At 38.1% G+C, this 23,443-nt stretch carries 22 protein-coding genes, 3 tRNA genes and 1 rRNA gene; 15 read left to right on the top strand and 11 right to left on the bottom strand.

Annotation, left to right across the window (positions count from 1 at the left end; genetic code table 11):
- Nucleotides 1–3: 3 nt before the first annotated feature.
- The 4 genes from F5ESL0263_RS00565 to yycF form a co-directional block, all read right to left on the bottom strand.
- Nucleotides 4–825: a two-component system regulatory protein YycI gene (locus F5ESL0263_RS00565; RefSeq protein WP_046305830.1), complete on the bottom strand. Its 822-nt coding sequence runs from the start codon at nucleotides 823–825 to the stop codon at nucleotides 4–6.
- A 1-nt stretch (nucleotide 826) separates the two neighbouring features.
- Nucleotides 827–2,146, bottom strand: a complete 1,320-nt coding sequence (locus F5ESL0263_RS00560; RefSeq protein WP_122034043.1) for a hypothetical protein — start codon at nucleotides 2,144–2,146, stop codon at nucleotides 827–829.
- Nucleotides 2,136–3,992: a cell wall metabolism sensor histidine kinase WalK gene (gene walK / locus F5ESL0263_RS00555; RefSeq protein ID WP_074426126.1), complete on the bottom strand. Its 1,857-nt coding sequence runs from the start codon at nucleotides 3,990–3,992 to the stop codon at nucleotides 2,136–2,138. Before walK ends, F5ESL0263_RS00560 begins: the two co-directional genes overlap by 11 nt.
- Nucleotides 3,993–4,055: 63 nt before the next feature.
- Nucleotides 4,056–4,772: a response regulator YycF gene (yycF, locus tag F5ESL0263_RS00550; RefSeq protein WP_046305826.1), complete on the bottom strand. Its 717-nt coding sequence runs from the start codon at nucleotides 4,770–4,772 to the stop codon at nucleotides 4,056–4,058.
- Between the two features lie 137 nt (nucleotides 4,773–4,909).
- Here yycF and F5ESL0263_RS00545 point away from each other — a divergent pair.
- The 7 genes from F5ESL0263_RS00545 (at nucleotide 4,910) to F5ESL0263_RS00515 (ending at nucleotide 9,228) form a co-directional block, all read left to right on the top strand.
- Nucleotides 4,910–4,982: transfer RNA gene (locus F5ESL0263_RS00545), tRNA-Lys, on the top strand.
- A gap of 390 nt (nucleotides 4,983–5,372) precedes the next feature.
- Nucleotides 5,373–5,448 (top strand) — tRNA-Lys (locus F5ESL0263_RS00540).
- Between the two features lie 195 nt (nucleotides 5,449–5,643).
- Nucleotides 5,644–5,967: a PadR family transcriptional regulator gene (locus F5ESL0263_RS00535; RefSeq protein ID WP_109715006.1), complete on the top strand. Its 324-nt coding sequence runs from the start codon at nucleotides 5,644–5,646 to the stop codon at nucleotides 5,965–5,967.
- A complete protein-coding gene (locus F5ESL0263_RS00530; RefSeq protein ID WP_109715005.1) occupies nucleotides 5,951–6,574 on the top strand; it encodes a DUF1700 domain-containing protein in 624 nt (207 codons plus the stop codon). The genes F5ESL0263_RS00535 and F5ESL0263_RS00530 overlap by 17 nt, the downstream gene beginning before the upstream one ends.
- A gap of 2 nt (nucleotides 6,575–6,576) precedes the next feature.
- Complete coding sequence (locus F5ESL0263_RS00525; protein ID WP_122034041.1) at nucleotides 6,577–7,434, top strand: DUF4097 family beta strand repeat-containing protein; 858 nt, start codon at nucleotides 6,577–6,579, stop codon at nucleotides 7,432–7,434.
- A gap of 22 nt (nucleotides 7,435–7,456) precedes the next feature.
- Nucleotides 7,457–8,365, top strand: a complete 909-nt coding sequence (locus F5ESL0263_RS00520; protein WP_122034039.1) for a DUF4097 family beta strand repeat-containing protein — start codon at nucleotides 7,457–7,459, stop codon at nucleotides 8,363–8,365.
- A 140-nt stretch (nucleotides 8,366–8,505) separates the two neighbouring features.
- A complete protein-coding gene (locus F5ESL0263_RS00515) occupies nucleotides 8,506–9,228 on the top strand; it encodes a DUF4097 family beta strand repeat-containing protein (RefSeq protein ID WP_122034037.1) in 723 nt (240 codons plus the stop codon).
- A gap of 57 nt (nucleotides 9,229–9,285) precedes the next feature.
- Here F5ESL0263_RS00515 and F5ESL0263_RS00510 read toward each other — a convergent pair whose 3' ends face one another.
- Together F5ESL0263_RS00510 and deoC are read right to left on the bottom strand one after the other, a co-directional pair.
- Entirely contained in the window at nucleotides 9,286–10,005 is a 720-nt protein-coding gene (locus F5ESL0263_RS00510; RefSeq protein ID WP_122034299.1) for a GntR family transcriptional regulator, read from the bottom strand.
- A gap of 105 nt (nucleotides 10,006–10,110) precedes the next feature.
- Nucleotides 10,111–10,818, bottom strand: a complete 708-nt coding sequence (gene deoC, locus F5ESL0263_RS00505) for a deoxyribose-phosphate aldolase (protein WP_122034035.1) — start codon at nucleotides 10,816–10,818, stop codon at nucleotides 10,111–10,113.
- Between the two features lie 342 nt (nucleotides 10,819–11,160).
- On the opposite strand from deoC, the gene F5ESL0263_RS00500 reads away from it, so the two are divergent.
- From F5ESL0263_RS00500 to F5ESL0263_RS00475, 6 genes are all read left to right on the top strand, one after another.
- Nucleotides 11,161–11,922, top strand: coding sequence for a 1-acyl-sn-glycerol-3-phosphate acyltransferase (locus F5ESL0263_RS00500; RefSeq protein WP_122034033.1), 762 nt, complete (start codon nucleotides 11,161–11,163; stop codon nucleotides 11,920–11,922).
- A 15-nt stretch (nucleotides 11,923–11,937) separates the two neighbouring features.
- Nucleotides 11,938–12,783, top strand: a complete 846-nt coding sequence (locus F5ESL0263_RS00495; RefSeq protein ID WP_122034031.1) for a glycosyltransferase — start codon at nucleotides 11,938–11,940, stop codon at nucleotides 12,781–12,783.
- Between the two features lie 24 nt (nucleotides 12,784–12,807).
- Complete coding sequence (locus F5ESL0263_RS00490) at nucleotides 12,808–13,755, top strand: glycosyltransferase family 8 protein (protein ID WP_122034029.1); 948 nt, start codon at nucleotides 12,808–12,810, stop codon at nucleotides 13,753–13,755.
- Complete coding sequence (locus F5ESL0263_RS00485) at nucleotides 13,752–14,639, top strand: lysophospholipid acyltransferase family protein (RefSeq protein WP_122034028.1); 888 nt, start codon at nucleotides 13,752–13,754, stop codon at nucleotides 14,637–14,639. Before F5ESL0263_RS00490 ends, F5ESL0263_RS00485 begins: the two co-directional genes overlap by 4 nt.
- 73 nt (nucleotides 14,640–14,712) lie before the next feature.
- Complete coding sequence (locus F5ESL0263_RS00480; RefSeq protein WP_122034026.1) at nucleotides 14,713–14,943, top strand: cytochrome b5 domain-containing protein; 231 nt, start codon at nucleotides 14,713–14,715, stop codon at nucleotides 14,941–14,943.
- 249 nt (nucleotides 14,944–15,192) lie between these two features.
- The gene (locus F5ESL0263_RS00475) at nucleotides 15,193–16,380 is read left to right on the top strand and encodes an amidohydrolase family protein (RefSeq protein ID WP_122034024.1); all 1,188 of its coding nucleotides are present in this window, start codon (nucleotides 15,193–15,195) and stop codon (nucleotides 16,378–16,380) included.
- A 96-nt stretch (nucleotides 16,381–16,476) separates the two neighbouring features.
- Here the strand turns inward: F5ESL0263_RS00475 and F5ESL0263_RS00470 are convergent, their stop codons facing one another.
- A complete protein-coding gene (locus F5ESL0263_RS00470; RefSeq protein WP_122034022.1) occupies nucleotides 16,477–17,823 on the bottom strand; it encodes a uracil-xanthine permease family protein in 1,347 nt (448 codons plus the stop codon).
- Entirely contained in the window at nucleotides 17,807–19,201 is a 1,395-nt protein-coding gene (locus F5ESL0263_RS00465) for an amidohydrolase family protein (RefSeq protein WP_122034021.1), read from the bottom strand. Before F5ESL0263_RS00465 ends, F5ESL0263_RS00470 begins: the two co-directional genes overlap by 17 nt.
- Before the next feature lie 159 nt (nucleotides 19,202–19,360).
- Between F5ESL0263_RS00465 and citG the strand changes: the two genes are divergently transcribed.
- Complete coding sequence (citG, locus tag F5ESL0263_RS00460) at nucleotides 19,361–20,185, top strand: triphosphoribosyl-dephospho-CoA synthase CitG (protein ID WP_122034019.1); 825 nt, start codon at nucleotides 19,361–19,363, stop codon at nucleotides 20,183–20,185.
- A 70-nt stretch (nucleotides 20,186–20,255) separates the two neighbouring features.
- On the opposite strand, the gene F5ESL0263_RS00455 is transcribed toward citG, so the two are convergent.
- A complete protein-coding gene (locus F5ESL0263_RS00455; protein ID WP_122034017.1) occupies nucleotides 20,256–22,136 on the bottom strand; it encodes a flavocytochrome c in 1,881 nt (626 codons plus the stop codon).
- Nucleotides 22,137–22,254: 118 nt separating this feature from the next.
- Here F5ESL0263_RS00455 and F5ESL0263_RS00450 point away from each other — a divergent pair, with 118 nt between their 5' ends.
- Entirely contained in the window at nucleotides 22,255–23,181 is a 927-nt protein-coding gene (locus F5ESL0263_RS00450; RefSeq protein WP_122034015.1) for a LysR family transcriptional regulator, read from the top strand.
- Nucleotides 23,182–23,235: 54 nt separating this feature from the next.
- Here F5ESL0263_RS00450 and F5ESL0263_RS00445 read toward each other — a convergent pair.
- Nucleotides 23,236–23,308 (bottom strand) — tRNA-Asn (locus F5ESL0263_RS00445).
- 11 nt (nucleotides 23,309–23,319) lie between these two features.
- Nucleotides 23,320–23,436 (bottom strand): 5S ribosomal RNA (rrf, locus tag F5ESL0263_RS00440).
- Nucleotides 23,437–23,443: the final 7 nt, after the last annotated feature.

Genomic DNA, 23,443 nt, shown 5'->3' with positions numbered 1-23,443 from the left:
TTTCTAATTTTTCTGCACATTATACGATCCACTCTGTAAAATCTGTGCCGTAAACGCATTGACGCGTTTAACCGTAACATTTTTAGTCGTTTTGTTTTCTACTAGAATTAACCAAGTTGGCAACAAAATGGTACTACCTCGAACCTCAGTTAACTTGGAATAACCCAGTTTAACTTGAATTACACGTGAATTATTGGCAATTTCACGGTCCGTATACATCGCTTTAACTGCGTGCCATGCACTAATAATCAGCTGCGGTTCGCGCACAGAACTAACTGGTCCCATATAAGAAATTGTATAGTTAGTGATTTGACCATTGTGGACGTTAATAGTTAATTGGGCATCACTGTCATAAATTTGCCCATAGCTGGTTTTTTGAATGTAACAATATGCGCCTTCACCCGACATGCTGGCGTCATAAGTAAAGTCCTTACCATAAGGAACATTAGCGGGATCGTCTTTAAACTGTTCTAACTGCTCCAAAATCTTTTTATGGCTACCGTTTAAAAGCACCGCTGTCTTCGGCGTACCCGTTAACGAATTATCGCTCTTAGAGTAGTGGGTCGATACTTGTGTCAAACTATTTGCTGTATGTGAAAGATGATCACGGTTTTTCGCAGCTAAATAGTAACCTGATTGTTGCTTATGCGAGAGATGAACTGGGATATCTATCCCATCTGCGCGCATTTCCGCACGAATACTAGTAGAAGCATTACCGGCTGTAGTACTCAAGCTAATTGGTGAACGCCAAATCTCAATTCCGAGATACAAATCGATTAATAAGAAAACAATGAAGAAGAGCCATTCAATTCTTTTTCTGTCCATCTTACTTCTTTGCCTCCTGTCTTGCTAAGCTAGCGATATCTGTCTGCTTCCATTCCTCGACACTCTTCCACTGATCATAAGCTTTGACGAAGTAGACAGGGATCAAGTTAACCAAGTTGTCGTGGCTGCTGTCTTTTTCTACCCTAAAAGCGACAATAACGCGCTGAATTTCCGCTTTCTTTAAGCCGTTATTTACGAGTTGCTGAACAACTTCATCCGTTGGCTCCAGTGTCCGCGTTTGGCCATCAAAAGGAATCGGTATTTGCAAATCTAGATTGTTAAAAGCAACTTCTACAGTGTCCTGGGTCAGCTTTGTACTAATTTGCGGATCATGCTGGCCCATAAAAACCGGCATCCCTTCAATATAGTTACTGTAGCAAGTAATTTCATTTGAAGAGTCAAAATATCTTAAATCCTGTTCACTCAAGCCCAGTTTATGTACCAGCTCAATACTATTTAGTAAGCGATCGTTGACCGTCATTTCCTTTTGCTTTTCATAACGGGTATAAAGTAAATCATTACGTTCACTTGCTGCACTTGGCACACGTAACTTCGTGTAGTAGTTAAGTGAATAAGTTGTCCAGCCCTTTTTGCTAGCCCTTGAAGTGACATTTGTTGTGCCCAGCAAACGCGAAACAAAATAAGAGTCGGTCTGCTTAGTCGTTAAGTAGCTGTATACACGCCAATTTTCTTGTTTTGTGTAAAAAGTTTCGTAGCTATCTTTCGTGCGCACGAATTTAATTGGCTTTTTACCTTTGATATTATCGGCATAATCACGAAGACGACTAAAATCAGCGTTAATTAAGTTAATACGATAGATCGTTGTTGTTTTATCATTACCAAGATAAAGGGAATCATTACTTGCTGAAACAAAAGCACGTCGAAACTTTTTATCCTTATTTGTTAGCTCTCTTTTAGTAAACAAATTAACGCTAATTTCGTTAGGAAAAGTTAATTGCAAATAGCCCGGATTATTGAGCATCTTTTCATAAGATTTTTGATCTGAACTAATTGTCTTAATTCCTTCGAACTTAACATTTTTAAGTTCTTTGGCAAATTCCAAAGGCAAGTTCTTTTTGGCATCATATAAACGATATGGCTGCCCATTTTCAAAGCCATATGAGCTTGTTGGTACATACAGATTGTCAAATATTCGGCCACGTTGGCTATGTGTATGTTGAGTAACATTGCTGGTCTGATCGATGCGACTAAAATACTGGTCGTTTGTCATAATGAAGGTCCACAAGACAATCGAGAGCACAAAGACAATGACCGTTCCTAGTGACAACAGTAGATCACCGATTTTGAATTTAGACTTCATCCCAATCGTCCCCCTCACTCATTGGTTCATATGGCAAGGAAATGTAGAAAGTTGAGCCCTTACCTTCACTACTGTTAGCCCAGATTTTACCATGATGCTCATTGACAATTTCTTTAGCAATGGCAAGGCCAAGACCTGTTCCGCCTTGCTCACGTGATCTTGCCTTATCAACCCGATAAAAGCGATCAAAAATCTTACCAAGATCCTCACGCGGAATTCCCAGTCCTTGGTCACTGATACTGAGAACGATTTTTTGTTGCTCCTGTCTTAATTTAACAGTAATTACACCACCATCAGGCGAATACTTGATTGCGTTGTTCATAATATTATCGATGACCTGTGCAAATTTATCGGTATCAATTTCAACCCATAGAGCCTGTGATCCGAGCTTCCGTTTAATGGTATATTTTTTCTTACCTTCTTTTGCATCTGTTTTAACGATCATATCAAAACGATCTAAAATATGAGCCACAAAATCATTAAAGTTAACCCATTCCACGTCAATCTTTGAAACACCACGGTCCATTCGTGACAGACTTAGCAGCTCATTAATCATCCGAATCATACGCTCAGTTTCTTCTTGGGTAACCTGTAAAAATTGCGGTGCAATGTCAGGATCTTTCCATGCGCCCTCATTTAACGTTTCAATGTAAGCATGTAAACTAGTTAGCGGCGTGCGCAACTCATGCGAAACATTGGAAACAAATTGCTTTTGTGAATTTTCATTTTTTTGCTGTTCCGTAATATCGTGTAAAACACAAACGCTACCTGAAACAAAGCCCGTTACTCGCTTAATAAGGGAGAAACTCGCATGCAGAATTACCTCGTCACGCGTTCCTTTATTAATAGTAATAACCTCACCTTTTTGACTGGCAATTAAATCTTGCGAAGTTTCATCTAATCCTAGAACGGAAGCGATAGGTTTATTAATAATTTCTGCTTCAGTTGTGTTCAAAAAGCTAAGTGCCATTTGGTTAACGACATTAACGTTGCCGTGACGATCAGTTGCTAGCACGCCATCACTCATGTGGGACAAAACGCTATCTAATCGTCGCTGCTCACTTTCGGATTCTTCTTGCGATCGTTCAATTCGAACCGATAACGTATTAAAAGCCTGCCCCAATTGGCCCAACTCATCATTTGAATAAATCTTAACCTGGCTCGAATAATCACCATCAGCGATATTAAGGGCTTGACTCTGCATTTCTTCAATTGGCTTCGTAATCGCATGCGAAACAACCAGCGATAAAACGGCACCCATTACCGCGGCAATCAACGATGTTACTAGGAACATCAAAGAAATATTCCGGAGATCATTAAAGACACCCTGCATTGAGGCACGGACATAAATTGCGCCAACAGTGTTAGCGGAGCCGTTACCCGCATTAAGCGGCGTCACTTGAATCATGTAGTCACCATGATCACTAACTACCTTAGTTGCTTGCCTGCCAGTTGAAGTTACTTGCTTGACCAAAGTGTTATTTACACGCTGCCCTATCCGGTTTTTATCATTAATATTAGAAACTGCACGAATAATGTCTTTATTGTCGACTACAATAATTTCACTAATGGTACCAATTCCGTTACTATAGTCACTAACAATCCGGTTAAGGTTACTGTCAGTGTGCTTATCATCTTTTAACAGCTGCGTAGACAACTGATTACTGACAATTGGCAGCACCTGAATTGAAGATTGAAAATTTTCAATACTATTTTGTTCCAATTGTCTTGTAAAATAGGCACCAATTACTTCAATCGTAGCAATTATCATTGCCATAAAGACAGCAGCTAAAGTAGTATTAATCGAAATCGTTAGATGTTTAAACTTGTTTTTTAATTTTTTCATATTCATAGAAAGCTAAATATAAAAAGAAAGCCGCGCATAAAGTAGTTCTGCGGGCTTTCTTCATTATTCCTCAGTAGGCTGTTTTACATAATAGCCAACACCACGACGAGTCACTAAAATCTGCGGTTGGATTGGGTTATCTTCTATTTTTTCACGTAGACGGTGAACAGTTACATCAACAGTGCGGACATCACCAAAATAGTCGTAGCCCCAAACTGTTTGTAACAAGTGCTCACGTGTCATTACTTGGTCCATGTGCTGAGCTAAATAGTAGAGTAACTCGAATTCACGGTGGGTGAGTTCAATTTTCTTACCCTCTTTTTCTACTATATAAGCATCTGGCATAATCACCAAGTTACCAATTGTAATATTTTTAGTAGAAGTATCTTCATTAGTACTTTCTACTTTTTCAGCGATATTGCGGCGCCGCAAATTAGCCTTAACTCGAGCAACAAGTTCGCGGTTAGAAAATGGCTTGGTAACATAGTCATCCGCACCCATTTCTAAGCCCAGCACCTTATCGATCTCCGTGTCTTTGGCCGTAACCATGATAATTGGCAAATCATGAGTTTGCCGAACTTCACGTGCAACATCTAAGCCATCCTTTTTAGGCAGCATTAAATCCAAAATCATTAGATCCGGATCATATTCATCTACTTTTTTAATGGCTTCTTCTCCATCATAGGCAGTGTCGACGTCGAAGCCCTCCTTGGTCAGATTAAACTTAATAATATCTGATATTGGTTTTTCGTCATCGACAACGAGAATTTTCTTTGGCATCGAAAGCCTCCTTTGCTTACCATTATACTGTTTTTTCCCTTATTAGCCAAAAAAGTCACAAAAACTTAATAAAAAGTCTTGCATTTTAACCAATTTAATAGCATAATAGTTCCCGTCGGCTGTACAAGACAGCATTTGGGTGGCTAGCTCAGTTGGTAGAGCAACGGACTCTTAATCCGTGGGTCCAGGGTTCGAGCCCCTGGCCACCCATCATAAAGGAAAAAGCAACAATTGCACAGAATTGTTGCTTTTTTGTTTTCTAATAAACGGACTATGCCGCACTTTTTAACACGGTCAAATATCCAGCCAAATAGTAATTGGGCTATAGTTAAACTTAGTTTTTAATTACATACTTACCTTTATTTGTGTGCAGTTTGCGGCAATAGTCCTGACTTATTGCTGCTTTTGGCAGCTGCATTATCTTATTACCTTTGCCAAGTGCTAGTCAATTTTTTAGCTTACGCATTTCAGCAAATTAAGACACTCAGTTATTGCATACGGAAAAATAGGTCAATTAGCGCAAAATTCATAATTATTTTTGCTAAACCCCTTGTCAAAGTATGAAATAGTTGCTATTATATTTAACTGTCGGTAAGACATGGGTGGCTAGCTCAGTTGGTAGAGCAACGGACTCTTAATCCGTGGGTCCAGGGTTCGAGCCCCTGGCCACCCACCATAATGGAAATGGCACTGCAAGTAGTCGGTGCTTTTTTTATTTTCTTTTTTAATTAAACAAGTATCAGACGGCTAATTAACTTAGTCGTCTTTTTGTTTTCAGTCTTTTTATAGCATAGTAGTAATTTATGCTTGCCTACGAATCAATACTAAATTAGAATATTATATAGCATATAATATAAGGAGGGAGCAAAGCATGGCAATCCAAATACCAACACGTTTATTGGATGGTGCTGTTTTAGCTTTTTTAAAGCAAGATGACTTGTATGGCTACGCTTTGACACAAAACGTTCAAAAAGTTTTCGATATCTCCGAATCAACCATTTATCCGGTATTACGGCGCTTAAAGAAAAATAATTATTTAACAACTTACGATGAACCATACCAAGGGCGTAACAGGCGCTACTATCACATCACTGATGATGGCATTGAATTACTCCAAACAATCCAAGATGAGTGGCAGGGTTTTAGTACAAATGTTGATCAAGTGTTAGGAGGACAAAATGACCAAAGTAATTGATGATTATATTTTTGAGCTGGAACAAGACCTAAGCGGCTTACCAGAAAAAGAGCGTCAAGACGTGCTCGAATTTTATCGTGAATTTTTACTTGATGGCGATTTTGTCAGGCGCTCAACCATTGAACAAGAGCTAGGTACACCAAAACAGTTATCAATTAAAATACTAGCCGACTATTCAACCAATAGCGATTCTGCTTCAGTTAAAGCAACGGCGCCTCGGTCAAATTTAAAAGCTATTTGGTATATCCTGCTAGGAATTTGTGCCGCCCCTATCGGTATCCCGCTAATTTTACTGATTTTTGCCTTCCTTGCCGTTTGTTTAGCTTTTTTAGTAACTTTAGCAGTTATCGTCTTCACATTCTTCCTTAAACAAGGCTTTCTCCTAGTTAAGGCCATTGCTCTTCTGTTCACGGGTAATTGGGCCGCTGGTAGCCTTTATTTAGGACAAGCACTAATCGCAATCGGGATTGTTCTTTTACTTTTACCGTGGCTTGTCAAGCTTGTCGATTTTCTTATCGCCAAATGTACAACAGCAATGCGTAATTTAGGGAAAAATGTTTTAAAGAAAAACTATTTTCAGACCAATAAAAATCATAAAGAGAATTAAAAATGAAGAAGCTTTATAAAATTGGTGGGTTACTTATCATCATTGGGCTATTTTTATTTGGCATAAGTAAAGTAGTAACCAGTCATTCACCTCAGCCTGCACCAGCTCGGCAACAACAACGGCAAAGTAGGAGTCAGAGTCACACTTTTAACGTGAATGAGTTTGATCGAATTCAGCTAAAATGTTATCGCCCTGATATCAGAATTGCAACGGGGAAAAATTTTCAAATTACAATTAGTGGCAGTCATGGTGCAGACATTAAGAAAATAAAAGCTAAAGTTAAAGATCAGCAATTAACTATTTATGACCAACCCGAACATCATTATAATGACGGTTTTTACCAAGTTAGCATTTCCGTTCCTAAGAGATCCTCCCTGAAAAAAGTTGCCGGTTTCTGTGACGCTGGAGACATGCAACTAACAAACTTAGACTTGTCTACCATGGAACTAAAAATAAACGACGGCGATTTAGTTATCAATGATGCCAAAACAAACAACTTACAAGCTCAGGTAAACGACGGTGATTTTAAAATAGCCGATTCAACTATCCTAGCTAGCAAGCTAAAAGTAGCTGACGGCGACTTAGCAATTGCCAACAGCAAACTTCAAACTGCCACTAAGCTAGCTGATGGTGACATTAAAATCAGAAGTTCAGAATTCACCAATGATAGCTCATTCAAGTTATACGATGGTGAGTTCTTAATGACTGACTCACCTAAAATTAGCTACGTACTTTCGACTAGCTCTGACGAGAATATCCGCTTTTTTAATAAATACTATTCAGGACGCTTTTCTCAAAAAGTTAAAAATAAACCCGCTCTTCACGTTAATAGCACAGATGGAAGTATTTTAATCCATTAAATTTTATAAGGAGCCCTTTATAATGAAAAAAATCTACGTAATTGGTATTACTGTTCTTACATTAGGTCTTGCCTTACTTATTATTGGCAAGGTAAATCATGGTGAACAAGAGGCCGACCTTGCCAATTCAGGAAAAAGGTCTTCAATGATTGAGCGTGCTAGCAACTTCTTCACTCATGGCGAGCAAAGTACCCATAAAGTAAAGACTGTTACTAAAATCACGCAAGTTAAGCCTTTTTCTAGCATTAAACTCAACGTCGATCAACCAGATGTGCAAATTGCTCACGGTGAAAAATTCCAAGTCACGGTTGTTGGCCACAACCCTAAAAAAGTTGGAATAGAAGTCACAGACCATCAATTAATTATTACTGACAATGGTTCATATGATGATGGCTATCGCATAGCAATCACTGTGCCAAAAAATAAGGACCTAGAAAATATTGATGGCTCTTGTTCTGAAGGCGATTTTAGTCTACGTGATCTGACTATTGGCAAAGTTGATTTACAGCTTCAAGACGGCGACGTCACTGTTAATAATGTTAAAACCAAAAATGCTAACTTCTATCTCGATGACGGTGACATGATGCTTACCGATTCATCTCTTTTTCAAAGCATCCTCAACTTAAATTCTGGCGACCTAACTGTCACAAATTGTCACCTTAAGACAACTGCTTCACTTGATGATGGCGATGTTAGCATCAACAACTCAAAAATTATTGATGACTGTTTATTTAACTTAAATGATGGTGATTTTCAGGCAAGCCAAATTTCTAAAACCAGCTGCCGTCTTTCAATTGCCTCATACGACGACGATGATGATGAAAATATCAACTATCATGGCCATAGTTACAGAAAGTACTTTAGCGAAATCATCAAGGGTACTCCACTTCTTAAAGTAGTCTGCTCAGATGGCGGAATTAAAATTAACTAAGGGTGTTTTTCACCAAGTCAAAGTCTTGCACTAGTTTTTTATACTTGTACAAGGCTTTTTTATATTGCTCAGCCACTGCTTTCAATGCTATGATTAATTAAAATAATAATTAAATTAAGATTAAACAGAGGCATTCACCTATGAGCAACTGGTTTGAACACGGAAACAATTCTCAAAATAGCAATTTTAAATCTTACCATATTGATTTACCCTCATTCATCAATATTAAGGCTAATCTTTATCTTTTTAGTGTTAATATCCATGCAGGTACAGACTATCAGGCAACAGTATATGATAAAGATCAAAGTCGAATCAGTTTTAGTGTTGAAGACCAAACACTATTTATTAAAGAAAAAGATGAAAATAGAAAGCAGAAAAATATCCATCTGTCAGACATCCCTAAGTTAATTATTACTATTCCTAATGGGACTTCACTTGATTCTGTCAAAATCGGAAATAATGTAAGTGATATTAACTTAGCCGGTTTTAGTATGCGGCAACTTGACTTGTACTTATCTGCTGGCTCATTACAGTTAACAGAAATTACCGTAAAAGACCGTGCTAAAGTCATTCTTGAAGCTGGCAGTTTAAGCATTTCACACTGTAAGACAAACTTGAATGCAACACTTTCTGCTGGATCGGTTAAAATAGAGCAATTACGCGGAAACAATCACTTTGAACTAGCCGCTGGTTCATTAAAAGCAACTACTGATGATGATCAAGAAACAGAGTATAATCTCACAACTGTGGTGGGTTCGATTAATTATCATGGCCACAGAAAACTGCACCATTTTTATCGAGAAGGTGCGGGCAAAGATTACTTAACGGTCCAAAGCGCAGTAGGATCAATCAAGATTATATAAAAAGAAGTCTTACTTTAACAAAAACAAGTTAAAGTAAGACTTTTTTATGTCTAAAAATTAGCGTTGAACATCAATGACAAATGAATTAATGTCTCCACGGTACTCAGCGATTGAGTACTCGATTGGCTTTTCGTCTGCAGTCAAACCTTGAGTATGAAAATAAAAAATCGGCTTATTAACTTCAATATTTAACAAATTAGCAGTTGTTTCATTGGCTTCCATTACTTCCAATTTTCTTATTACACGCGTTACCTTTAGCTGATATTTTTCCAACGTATCATATAAAGAAGCCTGTGCAAAATCATAGTCAATTAATTCTGGCACACGCGCTTCAGGAACATAAGTAGTAACTAAAACTGTCGGTTGATCATTGGCGTACCGTAACCGGACCATTTTAAAAACCGTTGCATCTTCAGCCAGCTGTAAGTTTTGGCTAACTTCTTCAGTAGCTTTTTCCACATTGAAATATAGTAAATTGGTTTTCGGATATATTCCCTTAGCACTCATTTCTTCACTATAGCTTTCAATTAAGTGCGTAAACTCCTGCTCAATTTTCACTCTTTTAACTAAGGTGCCCCGCTTACGTCGCCGTTCTAAATAGCCACGACGGACCAAAAGCGAAATAGCCTGCCTCATTGTTGGGCGACTCACTTGGTAGCTGTCTGCCAATTCAGTTTCAGGTGGAATAAGTGTATTTTGCGGGTAAAAACCAGTTTGAATCTTGTCTAAAAGATCATTAGCAATTATCTGATATTTAGGAAGCTCTTTTTCTGCCAATTGTCCCAACCACTTTCTACTAGTAATTATGTGTGCATAAGATTACTATACCATGCAAAAAAACAGTGTAAAGAGTAGCACTACGCTCAGTTACACTGTTTTTTTCTAAATCTCAATTGAACTGATATTATCTTCATCAAACCGCTTTTTTAGTGAATCGATAATCTTTACACCCGAACTAGTCCCAATCCTTTCAGCACCCGCAGCAACCATAGCTAGAAAATCATCTGTGTTACGGATTCCACCAGCAGCCTTAACCTTCACATCAGGACCAACAGTTTCTTTCATCAACTTGACATTCTCGACAGTAGCACCAGCCGTGCCAAAGCCAGTTGAAGTCTTAATAAAATCTGGCTTAACATCCTTGGCTATTAGAGCAAGCTGTTTAATTTCCTCTTCTGTCAAATAGCACGTTTCAAAAATCACCTTGCATGGCACATCCTTTTGGTGACAAAGTTCAACCATTTGTTGCATTTCATTTTTAAGATACGACCAATTATGTGCCTTCACTTGCGTCAAATTAACGACATAATCAATTTCATTAGCTCCATTTTGTAAAGCATCTTTAGTTTCAAACAATTTGCATTCAATCGTCGTTTGACCTAAAGGAAAGCTTATCGCTGCCCCCGTGTCAATATCGGTTCCCTGTAATTGCTCTGCACAGAATTTAGATTGTACTTCATTGACTGCTACCATTTTAAAATGATACTTTTTGGCTTCGTCGCAAAGCTTTTTCATGTCATCTTTAGTTGCATCAGCATGTAAATTAGTATGATCGATCAAGCGGGCAAAGTCATCAATTGTATATTTCATTGTTTTCCTCCTTTATGTAATTACATATAATGATTTTAATGCGTTTTAGCTCTGCTTGTCAATTACATGTTAGCAACAATAAAATCAGTAAAAGTCACCAATTTAATCTCATAAATTATGTATTTACAAATTTTAATATGTAAGATTGAACACTTATACTTAGCCCATAACGTCTTTTAGCTTTAACTAGATCTACTTTTAAATAGTGGAAACTTATAGCTAGTTCTATTTTAATTAAACTCATCGATAACTTTTTATAAAATGGAAAAAATATTAACATCTTTTTATTCTTACAAGATTCATGATAAAATTGTTTAATATTGTTATTGAAAGAAGGGTTTCATGGGTAAGCATACATACTACTACCAACACGAAACTGATGATTTAGTCGATAGCCATAATCAGAGTTATCAATTGCCTGATGACTATTCAATTTTTCCTACTTCTCGCATGGGTAAAATTTGGTCAGTCATTGTGCGTCCACTCGCACATCTAGTTAGCTTTGTTTACATTCGCGTAATCCTCAATGCCCGTATTGAAGGCAAGGAGAAGCTAGCAAAAGCTCGCAACCAAGGCTTTTTTCTTTATGGCAACCATACTCAAGCATTTGGTGATGCAGTTTTGCCCCTAAGCATTATTGATGCTAAACGCTATTACGCAATAGGGGCTCAGGCAAATTGGGGCATCCCAATATTAGGAAAACTCGTTTTGCCTTATTTTGGCCTGCCAATCGGCGAAAACCTTGAACAATCAGGTAAATTAATTCGTGCTGTTTCCACTGTTATTAAAACCGCTAAGGTCGTAGTCATTTATCCCGAAGCTCATGTTTGGCCCTACTACACCAAAATTAGGCCATTCTCTTCTACTAGTATGCACTTTCCGATTGCTGCAAATGCTCCTAGCTTTTGCATGACGACGACCTATTCAAAGCCTAAACACGGCTCTAGACCTAAAATCACTGTTTTTATTGACGGTCCTTTTTACCCAGATACTAATCTTGATAAAAAAGAGCAGCAACAAAAACTGCATGACCAGATCTTTTCTGCGATGCAAAAACGTGCAGAAAAAAGTAACTACGAATACTGCACGTATCACAAAATTTAGTTTAAGGAGTTCAACATGAATATTCTTTTTTGCGGCGATCACAACGCCGAAAATGGCATTCTTATTGCTATTCTTTCTTTATTAAAAAATAGCGGCTCAGAAGAACTCCATATTTATATTCTGACAATGTACACTCAAAGCTTTAAAAAGAAGTTTAGTCCGTTCAGTAAGCATGCGGCAGACTATTTAAAATCGCTCTTAGTTAAGCAGAATCCAAATAGTACTTTAAAATTAATGGACTGTACGGGCCTGTTTGTCAGAGAACCATTGGTAGCAAATATGAGTACGCGTTTCACTCCCTATGCAATGCTGCGCCTCTATGCAGATGAAATACCACAGCTACCAGACAAAATTCTTTATCTTGACGCTGATGTAATCGTCAGACAAAGCCTTGCCGAGTTTTACCATCAAGACCTAACAGATACTGAATTTGTTGGCGTACTCGATTACTGGGGACGTTTCTTTTTCCATAATCTGCACCAGCACCGCGCCTTCGATTATGTCAATTCAGGGGTTCTTTTGCTTAACTTGCCAGAAATTAGAAAAACTAACTTGTTTGCTAAAATCAGGCACCTCTTGCAAACCAGAACTGTTTTAATGCCAGATCAGACCGCACTCAACCGCTTTGCGAGTGAAAAAAAACTTGCACCACGGCGCTATAACGAGCAATACAAACTGCAACCTGATACAGTAATTCAACACTTTACAACTAGTTTCCGCTTTTGGCCCGTTTTTCACACTCAAACAGTCAAGCCGTGGCAAGTTGATCAGGTTCACGACGTGCTGAAATTGCATGAATACGATGACATTTTGACGGAGTACCTTGACACCAAAGATAACTTGGTTGAAGATAAAGACTAAATTTTTAAAATGGAGAAAATATAAATGACAATTCCAGTTTTTTACGCAATTAGCGATGACTTCACTAAATATGCCGCTGTTTCACTAAATTCATTAGTAAAACATGCAAATTCTCAAAAGGACTATACGGTTTACTTCCTGAGCCAAGACCTCTCTGCTGAACACAAGCAAGACCTGACTGATCTGGGTTCTGACAACGTCCACATCGAATTTTTCAAAATTAATGATGAAATTGTTGCCCCTATTCAAAACAGAAGCGAGAACTACTTACGCGCTGATTTCTTCACTATGTCCATTTTTTACCGTCTCTTTATTCCTGACCTATTCCCACAATATGACAAGGCCATTTATATCGATAGCGATACCATTGTCAACGATGATATTGGCAAGTTATATGACACAGAATTAGGCAATCACCTTTTTGGTGCATGCACAGATACATCCATTCAATTTGTTCCTAAAATGATTGCTTACATTAAAGACGTTTTGGCACTTGATCCTAAGAAGTACATCAACTCTGGAATGTTAGTTCTTAACTGTAAGGCATTTCGCGATGAAAAATTCATTGAACATTTCATGGATCTGCTTGAAACATACCACTTCGATTGTATTGCACCAGATCAAGACTACCTCAACGAAATGGGTGACGAGCGTATTCTGCACCTTGATTCCAAATGGGATGCGATGCCAAATGAAAATACAGCTCCGTTTGCTAATCCAAGTTTAATTCACTACAACCTGTTCTTTAAACCATGGCGTTTTACCAATGTTCAATACGAAAAATACTTCTGGGAAAGTGCAAAAGAAACCAAGTTTTATTCTGAATTGAAAGCAGAACTTGATAATTACACTGAGGAGCAGCGTGAGCAAGACCGTGGCAAGCTTGACCACATGCTGGCTAAGGAAGACAAAACAGTTAAGGACCCGAACAACTGGGCACAGGTTAAAAAGCGAGGATCAGTTAGCTTATGATTATCGGCGACGATCGAGTAAGAGTAATTAAAAACATTGAAAAAGCTGTTGCTAAAGGTGATTGGAGTGCCAAAGTAGAAGTTGGCGATCCGGTTTTATCACTAGATGAGCGTAAAAATCTAGTTAATAACTTTTGGGCTGAACAAAGCACTTTTAAAGGTAAAACTAACGACAAACTGGGACACCTTTTGTTCAATACTTTAACTAAGGTTTTAACTTCCGACACCACTTTCACCGGTCTGGAAAATCTCAATGATCTACCTGATGGTGGAGCAATTATCACAGCTAACCATTTCAATCAGATTGACTCTCTTCCGATTAAGCACTTAGCTAATAAAACTCACCATCACCTGGCCATTGCAATCGAGGACACCAATCTCAAGCTTCCTGGCATCTTAAGTTACCTGATGAATTACGTTGGTACTATTCCACTGATCAAAAGCCCAAGCTACATTGGTACTGAATTTCCCAAGCATCTTCATGATGAGCTAGCAAAAAATAATTGGGTTTTAATCTTCCCTGAGCAAGAAATGTGGTGGAACTACCGCAAGCCACGTAAACTTCAACGTGGTGCGTATTATTTTGCCGCTCAACAAAACGTCCCAATTGTTTCAACTTTTGTTGAAATTCAAGAAAAAGATAAATTGGAAAAAGATCATCCTAACTTTTATCAAACTAAGTATATTGTTCATGTTTTACCAACAATTTACCCAGATGTTAAATTAAGTGCTAATGAAAATTCCAAAAAGATGCTTGCTCAGGACTATCAGCAAAAAGTTAAAGCCTTCGAGGAAGTCTATCACCGCAAATTGGACACAACTTTTACCCCATGGGACATTGCCGGTTGGCGCTATGACTATCAAAATAGCAAAAAAAAGAAATAGACTTAATTGTTTTTAAGGATTATCATATAGTAATAAACTAAATTATTTTAGTTCTAGAAAAGGGGTTTTTCTGATGGAGAAATTTACAAAAGAATCATTGGCAAAATTTGATGGTAAAAATGGTAATCCAGCATACGTTGCAATCGACGGCGTCGTTTATGATGTAACTGGTAACCCACACTGGGCTGAAGGTGAACACCACGGCAATTTAGCTGGTCAAGATTTGACTGTTGCAATTGGCCAATCACCTCACGGTAAACATGTTTTAGGCAACTTAAAAGAAGTTGGTACCTACGAAGGTTAATCTTCTATTAGGTTCAAATTTTAAAAAGTAAAAAGAACACAATTTTCGCAAAGAAAGTTGTGTTTTTTGTTACGGCAAATTGTAAAGTTTAATCAAACTGCTTATTCATATAAGTTTGACTGCTGCAAGCTGATAATACCATATATACACATATTTTTAAAAATATAATTAAAATAAAATTGACATATTATTAAATAGTTATTACAATGTGCAATTATAGCGCAGTTACTAATGATAAGGAGATAGATTATGACAAAAACACTTTTTGCTAATTTTTCATTATTTGATGGCACAAAAAATGAAATTCAGGATAACGCTTGGTTATTAGTTGATAACGACACCGGTAAAATCACAGAAGTTGGAACAGCTAATTCACCTGCAGCAGACGAGAAAGTCGATTTAGCTGGTAAATATGTTATGCCAGGTTTAATCAATTGCCACACACATGTGACTATGAACCCCAATCCCAGTGATGGCGACACCATGGCTAATGTAGTTGCTTCAACTGTACGTGGTGTTAAAAATTTACATACGCTTTTAAAATCAGGCGTTACTTATATTCGTGAGTGCGGTAGCATTTTTGATATTGATATTACCTTAAGTAAGCTAATCGACGCTGGTTTAATTGACAAAACTCCTGAGATTCTACCTTCGGGTCGTCCTTACTCAATGACTGGCGGTCACGGTGACTTCCCAAACTTTGGCCATTTGGTTGATTCCCCAGACGAAATGCGCAAAGCCGTTCGTCAAGGGCAAAAAATTGGTGCCAAGGCAATTAAGGTTATGGCTACTGGTGGCGTCATGACCGAAAATGACTTCATGGATGATCCACAGTTAAGTACAGAAGAAATCAAAGCTGCTGTCGAAGAAGCCCATCATAAAGGTAATATTGTTGCTGCCCATGCCGAAGGTAATCCAGGTATCATGAATGCAATTAAAGCAAATGTTGATTCTATCGAGCATGGTTTTTACGTTAATGACGAAGAAATTGATTTAATGCTTGCACAAAAAACCTACCTAACGCCAACAATTGTCGCTGATTGGGCCATTCCAAAATTCGGTGAGGGCCTTTTACCCGACTGGGAAATTAAAAAAGCCGCTGATGCACTAGACGATTTATGCAAAAATATCGCTCACGCTCATGATCGCGGTGTTGCAATCACTTTAGGGACAGATGCTGGGACACCGTTTAACGACTTTTCAATGACTCCAGTAGAACTGCAATTAATGGTCAAAATCGGCTTTAGTGATTATGATGCACTAATGACTTCATGCCAAAATTCTGCCAAGCTACTAAAAATTGATAATGAATATGGTACTCTTGAGCCAGATAAGTATGCTGACTTCTTAGTTTTAGATGATAATCCATTGGAAAGTGTTAAAGCCGTACAGCAGGAAGACAAGGCCGTTTATAAAAAAGGCCAACGTGCTTACTAATTAATAATAATTAAAAACCTTCTAGTTTGAACAAATATGTTCAACTCTAGAAGGTTTTTTTATCGTAAAAATTAATCAACTGTTAAATAATTTATACTATTTTTGGACACTGGCTTTTTCTTCAGCCCTGCCAAAATGCGTATTAAATGCTAAATTCAAAACAATTGCTGCCAAAGCGCCAATCGTAATCGGTGACTTTAAGAAGTATTGCAAGAATAATGGTGCTTGAGCAATTACTTTAGCTGGAATAAGAACTAAAGCAAAAGTTAATACCATTGGAACTCCTACCACGTAAATTTGGTTACCGTTAGCTTCAGGAATAGACTTTAAGCCATTCAGCATAATAATCACACAGATAATCGCAAAAATTCCACCAATTACAGGACTCGGAATAGCTGCTAAAAAGGCTGAAAGCTTACCAACAAAACCTAAAACCACAAACCAAATTCCGACTGATAAAAATACTTTACGACTAGCCACCCCAGTAATTGATACAACCCCTGCATTTGTGGAATAGCCTGTCATCGGCGTGCTTCCCAGTAAAGCGGCAACTAAACAACTTAACCCTTCACCAACTAGGCCACGATCCCATTGTTTTTTCGTGATTTCGATTCCTGTCACATTGCTCATCGCAAACCAAGTACCCATTGTTTCAGTTGTTAGAACAATATAAATAATCACAAAGGTAAGAATTGCACTAAGAGAAAACTTAACGCCATAATGCAAAATCGTAAATTGTGGCCATGAGAACCAGGCAGCTTTTTGCACACTCTCCCAGCTGAACATGTGCATGCTTGCCGCTGCAACGGTCCCAACGAACATCGCAATAACAATCGAACCTGCTTTTAACATGTTCTTTAGACGACCAGCATAATTGCTAAGGATAAGCACAATTAGTAATGACCCCATTGTAATTCCAGCTAAAGCAATATTTCGATTTAAGTTACCGCTAGCTTGAAGGATATTGTCATTGAGTGCTGAAGGCATGAGTGAGAGGCCCACACAAGCAATAATTGTACCGCCAACTACTGGTGGTACCAACTTATTAACAACCTTCTGATAAACGCCACTTAAACCCAGCAGTATTACAAGCAAGGCACCAACAATTGTTGCCCCTAGAACCGTTGCCATTCCGCCATTAGGACCACCATTAGCCAAATAAACGCCAACTACTGCACCAACTGGTACATAAGAAGGTCCCTGAGACATTGGCATTTTCATCAAAAGTCCTGTTTGGATTAACGTGCCGATTCCGCAAGCTAAAAATGCAACTTGTAAAAACCCTGTTTTTTGCGCAGCTCCCATTGATAATAAGCCTGCGATGATTAATGGTGGCACATAGACGTCCATTGCCAAAACATGCTGCAGACCCAGTAGGCCAGCTTCTAGAGTAGGAACATTATCATCTGGACCGTAGATTAAACCATTATCTTTCGTCTGCATTATTTTTCTCCTTGCTTGCAACTACTTGGCCTTGTACCATGACCTGATCAATATTTTCTTTAGTGGTTTGATAAAGCAACTTTTCAAAGCGCATTTGTGGACTTTCATCTTGAAAGGCAGTCCAATTTTGATGAACAACTTGTAAGTCGGCATAACAGCCAGCTTTGATTTCTCCTGTAGGCAGTTGTAAGCTCAAAGCTCCTCCAACGGTAGCCAGATAAAAAGCATTTTTCATCGACAATATATCGTCTTTGGTACCGCGCACCTGCGGATCTAATTCAGCATCAACCCCTTCGTAGCGTTGATGTGAAGAGACCACTGCTTGGCGGATGTTTTGATAAATGCTTGGACTGTAGCCACCAGAAATATCAGTTCCTAAACCAATCTTATTACCATTTTGTAAGATTTGTTTTGCAGGCAAAACAGCATTGCCAAAGTAGACGTTTGAAATTGGACAATGCGCCAGCCCAACCTCTTTTTCTCTAAATAAAGCTATATCAGCATCGTTTAATAAAGTGCCATGTGCCATTACGGCCTTATCTGTCAATAACCCAAACTGATCTAAAACTTCAGCATCTCGCTTATTGTAATGTTCTAACGCATAGCCATTTTCCCAATCGCTCTCACTACAATGAGATTGCACTGGAAGATCATACTTCTGCGCCAATTGCCCTAGTCCAAGCAATGCTTCGTCTGTACAGCTTGGCAAAAAGCGTGGCGTAATAACAGGTGTAGCTGGAATAGTCTCACTTTCATTTAGCTCAAAAACAGCCTTGATAAAAGATTCAGTTTCAGTTAGCGCTTGTGCAGCAGTTTGGTCACGATAGTTTTCAGGCGTTTGTTCAGGATTATCCATCACAACTTTGCCGACAAACCCACGCTGGTGGTACTTTAGACAAGCCTTGACCAATTCCAAGTTACCAGAATTGTGAACTGAACCGAAATAAAGAGCGGTGGTGGTTCCCTGAGCCAGTAGCTCCTGAACTAAATCCTCATAGACTTTTTGCGCAAAATCCGAACTTTTGTATTTTTCCTCTAATGGAAAAGTATAAACGTTGAGCCAGTCTTCCAGTGGCAAATCCAATGCTACTCCCGCATTAGGCCATTGTGGTGCATGAATATGTAAGTCAATAAAACCTGGTAAAATTACTTGATCATCGTCTAGTTTTAGCAAGTAATCTCCCTTACTTGCTGAAGCTTTAACTTCTTGATAGTTAGCATCCCCCGACTGAATAATTTCAGCAATATAGCCCTGACTATCAATACAAATTAGAGCTTGCTCTTGATACTCAATCTCATCTGGACTGATTGCAGTATAATAATTTCCTTGAATAACAGTTGAAAAATTAATGGTTCTCTCCTCCTTAATATCGAACATTTTTGTTATACAATAGTTTTAATATTCGCATATTAATTGTAACAAACTAACTTAGCAGAGGACAACTTTATTTTCAAAAGTTATTCATTACTATAAACCAAGTGGCGTATACTGATTGTGACAAAACATTAAACTTTAAAAAATACAGTAAAATCGACTATGACTAATTCAATTACTCAAAATGCCCTTCGGGCGCTTTTATACGAAGTTGTTACACAACCTAAACCAGGCCTCGTCGATCCCTTAAGCCAGGGACCGCATCCCGATATGAATATTTATACTTTTATTGATAGTAGCTTGAGCTTAGAGCACTATTTTTCTGAAGCAGTTGAGATCGGTCAAACCTTTCAGTCAACTGATTTAACGCAAATGTTTCAGCAATTAAGACAACGAGGTATTTTGGCTGAAAAAGAGATGTACACCGCTACTAAAGGAATAAATACTCATAAAGGTGCTATTTTTTCTTTAGGCATTTTTGTTTGTGCTGAAAGTTACAGTAAGAAAAATCAAACTGAAATATTTACAACAATTAAACGGATGTGTCATGGCTTAGTAGAGCACGATCTAATTAGCAATAATAAACTGCAAACTGCAGGTGAAAAAGAATACCAACAATATGGTACAGGCGGTGCGCGCCAACAGGCTGAACAAGGCTATCCTATTATTAGTGATATCGCCTTACCTTTTTTAAAAAATAGTTCTGGGAGTTTACAAGTGCGTCTTCTAGACACATTGATGAAAATTGCCACAATTACTGTTGATAGCAATTTAATCAAGCGAGCGGGCAATTATGATGCTGTTAAATGGCTTCAAAAACGCGCTCTTAGGTATTTAGAACTGGGAGGCTATGATTCCCCATTAGGTAAAAAAGAACTCTTAAAATTAAACCAGGAGTGTTTGGAAAAGAACTATAGCTTAGGAGGCTGTGCCGACCTATTAATTGTGACTATCTTTTTGGGTTTAGAAAAAGGCTACATTGTCTAGAACAAAAAAATACTAGCTAATCTATTTAGATTAACTAGTATTTTTCATTTAAGTAAAAATCACAATATGATTAATGGTGTGACGCACCACTTACTGCATCAGTATCTTCAATTTCACTGCATGCTGTATCAGCAGCAATACGACCAAAGGTAAAGATATCAGCCAAGGAGTTACCGCCAAGACGGTTACCAGCGTGCAATCCACCGGCAACTTCACCGGCCGCATATAAGCCAGGAATCACTTGATCTTTTCCATCAAGTACTTGTGCCTTCGGATTAATCTTTAAACCACCCATTGTGTGATGAATTGCTGGTTTACGTGGTGTTGCATAAAATGGTGCAACTTCACACTTAAGGTTGAATGCACTTTTACCAAATTCTGGATCATTTCCGGCATCAACATATGAATTATAATTCTTAATAGTATTAACTAATGTATCTGGATCCATGCCAGCTTTTTCAGCTAATTCTTCTAATGTATCAGCTTTTAGAAGAGTTCCTGCCTTAACTTGAGCTTCGAGTGATTCTTCTGTGGTATTGTATGCTGTCTTTTTAATTTTATCGTCTGCAATTAAGTAAAATAGAGTTCCATTAGCAATTGCGGCTTTGGCAAGGGTATCACGTTCTGCAAATTCGTTCACAAAACGCTCACCTTTTTGATTAACCATAATAAAGTTTTCTGGTGGTGTTTGAATTCCAGTAAACAATTCACCTGTCTTAGGATCTGAAACAGGCATCAACTGAATAAAGCCCATGCCAACTAAATCTGCGCCTGCTTCTTTACCTAAGGCAATACCGTCACCTGTAATTGCTGGCGAGTTAGTTGTCGCAATATCATCATCAATGTGTTCCCAGTATGTATTGTACTTTTGTACCATTTTGGTATTTGCACCGAAACCACCAGAAGTCAAAATAACCTTCTGCGCATGAATAGTGATCTTATTGCCATTACTGCCTTGGGCAACGACACCAGTAACTTTGCCATTTTCAATGATTAAATGTGTTGCCCTTGTTTCAGTTAAAACTGTAGCACCATGGTCTTCAATCCAATCACCTAAAACATGAATAAAGGCATAACCCATTGGCTCAACAGGCTTGTGGCCACGACGCCATAGTGCCCCAACTGGCATTGTTACGTCCGAACGATCAAATTTAACACCTAAATCTGTTAGCCACTTAACTGAATCAAGTACATTGTTAACAAGTTCAGTAACTAAAGCGTAGTTACCGTGAATTTCATTGCCATTTAAGTCTGTTCTTTTACCACCTAAATAAGTTTGAATTTCATGTAGTAAAACTGAATCAAACAAGTAGTCAGCGCCAGATTCAACATATTCATTAATTTGTTGTTGTAGTTTCTTAAAATCTTCCTGATACTCAGGGTCAATTTCTTCAATTGGTGTTTGAGCAAGCTTTTCAAGACTTTCTTTTTCACCAGAAAGAGCTTTAAATTGATTTTGCCATTCTGGCTCAGCTGCATTAAGTGGACCACCTGCTCTTGTAGTATTACCACCAATTTGAGGATACTTTTCAAGCACAACAACTTTTTTGTTATTTTGAATTGTTCGTGCTGCTGCAGTTAAGCCTGCACCACCAGCACCAATTACAACAACATCGGTATTATATTCCTCATCTTGTCCTGCATCTGCACTAGGCTTAGGACGATTAGCCCATTCTTCTGGATCGCCGCCGGCCTGTTTGATTGCTTGACTGACGCCATCAACAACGCCATGACTTGAAATTGTGGCACCACTGACAGCATCTACGTTTAAAGTTTGATTATTGATAATTTGTTCTGGCAAACGTTTAAAAACTTCGTCTGCTACACCTTTGGTTTCACCACTTGAATCGACTGTTATTTCTTCAATCCGATCTTGTGAAAGTGTAACTTTCATTGGCATAAAACTTGAGCCATGTCCCTTAGCTTCTACAGCATATGTACCTGGTTTCATTTCGAGTTATTCCTCCTTATTTACATCTTTAATAACTAAATTTTACTAGCTTTCAATATTTAGTTGAAATACTTTTATAGCAAGTAGGCTATAATAAAAATGTTATCGGAGGAAGAATATGAAAGATCCAGAAATTTTAATCCATTATCTTGATGTTTTATTAAAGGAAAGTAATTTTACGCGCGCAGCACGTGAACTCTATATTTCTCAACCTTATTTAACGCAACTAATTAAACGGATTGAGCGCAAGCTAGGTACTAAAATACTAAATAGAGATGTTGCACCCTATACTTTAACCAAAGCTGGCGTAATCTATTATAAATATCTTGAAACAGCTATTACTAATAACCAAAAGCTAGAAGATAAACTTACGCCTTATACTGATCCCAACAAAGAAATCGTTCGAATAGGGATACTGGAGAGCCTAGGTACCTTTTTACTGCCTGAACTCTTACCTGAATTTCTTGCTCAAAATCCTAACATCAAGGTTCAACTAACAGAGACTTACCCTAGAAAAAGTGAAGCTCAAGTTCTAGCTGAACAAGTAGATTGCTATATTGGCCAAACACCTGAATCACTAAGCAGTGGGCTGGATTTTTATGTTAATGGTGGTGAAAACTACTACATTATTATTTCGCCAAAATCAAAGTACTTTAAAAAAGGGCGCTTTATCCTTGAACCAGATGAATATGATATCAAAACAATTATCAAGGAACCTTTTGTTGTCAGTTCTTCAAATTCAGCTATTCGTCACCAAGTTAATGGTGTATTTCAAAAATTTCATGTTAAACCAAATATCGTATTAGAAACTAATAGTATTCTAACCGCAACCAACTTAGCCATTAAAGGAGTTGGCTTGACTATTTCAGCCGCAAGCATAATCAAGCGTATGAACCAAACACCAATTAATCTTTTACCCTTAAATAAAAACATCATTACCGTTAAGTACTTTATTGCAGTAAAGAAAGGGATTAAACAAAAAGAGGGGGTCAAAAAACTGATTGCGAAGTTCATGGAAAAGAACATTCAGCCAAATATCCGATAAATATGAATACAACAAAAAAGAGGATCAATTAAGATCCTCTTTTCTTGTACTTTGCTCCGGCTGTCAGACTCGAACTGACGACATCTTGATTAACAGTCAAGCGCTCTACCAACTGAGCTAAGCCGGAATATTAAAAAAGCACGGCAGCGTCCTACCCTCGCAGGCAGTCTCCCACCAACTACTCTCGGCGTGAAGAAGCTTAACTGCTGTGTTCGGCATGGTTACAGGTGTTTCCTTCTTGCTATTGCCACCGTACTTTTTT

This window comes from Lactobacillus sp. ESL0263, from assembly GCF_003692845.1.
GTDB lineage: Bacteria > Bacillota > Bacilli > Lactobacillales > Lactobacillaceae > Lactobacillus > Lactobacillus apis.
Note: the sequence above shows the minus strand (reverse complement) of the source record. Positions and strands in the feature narration are given on the sequence as shown.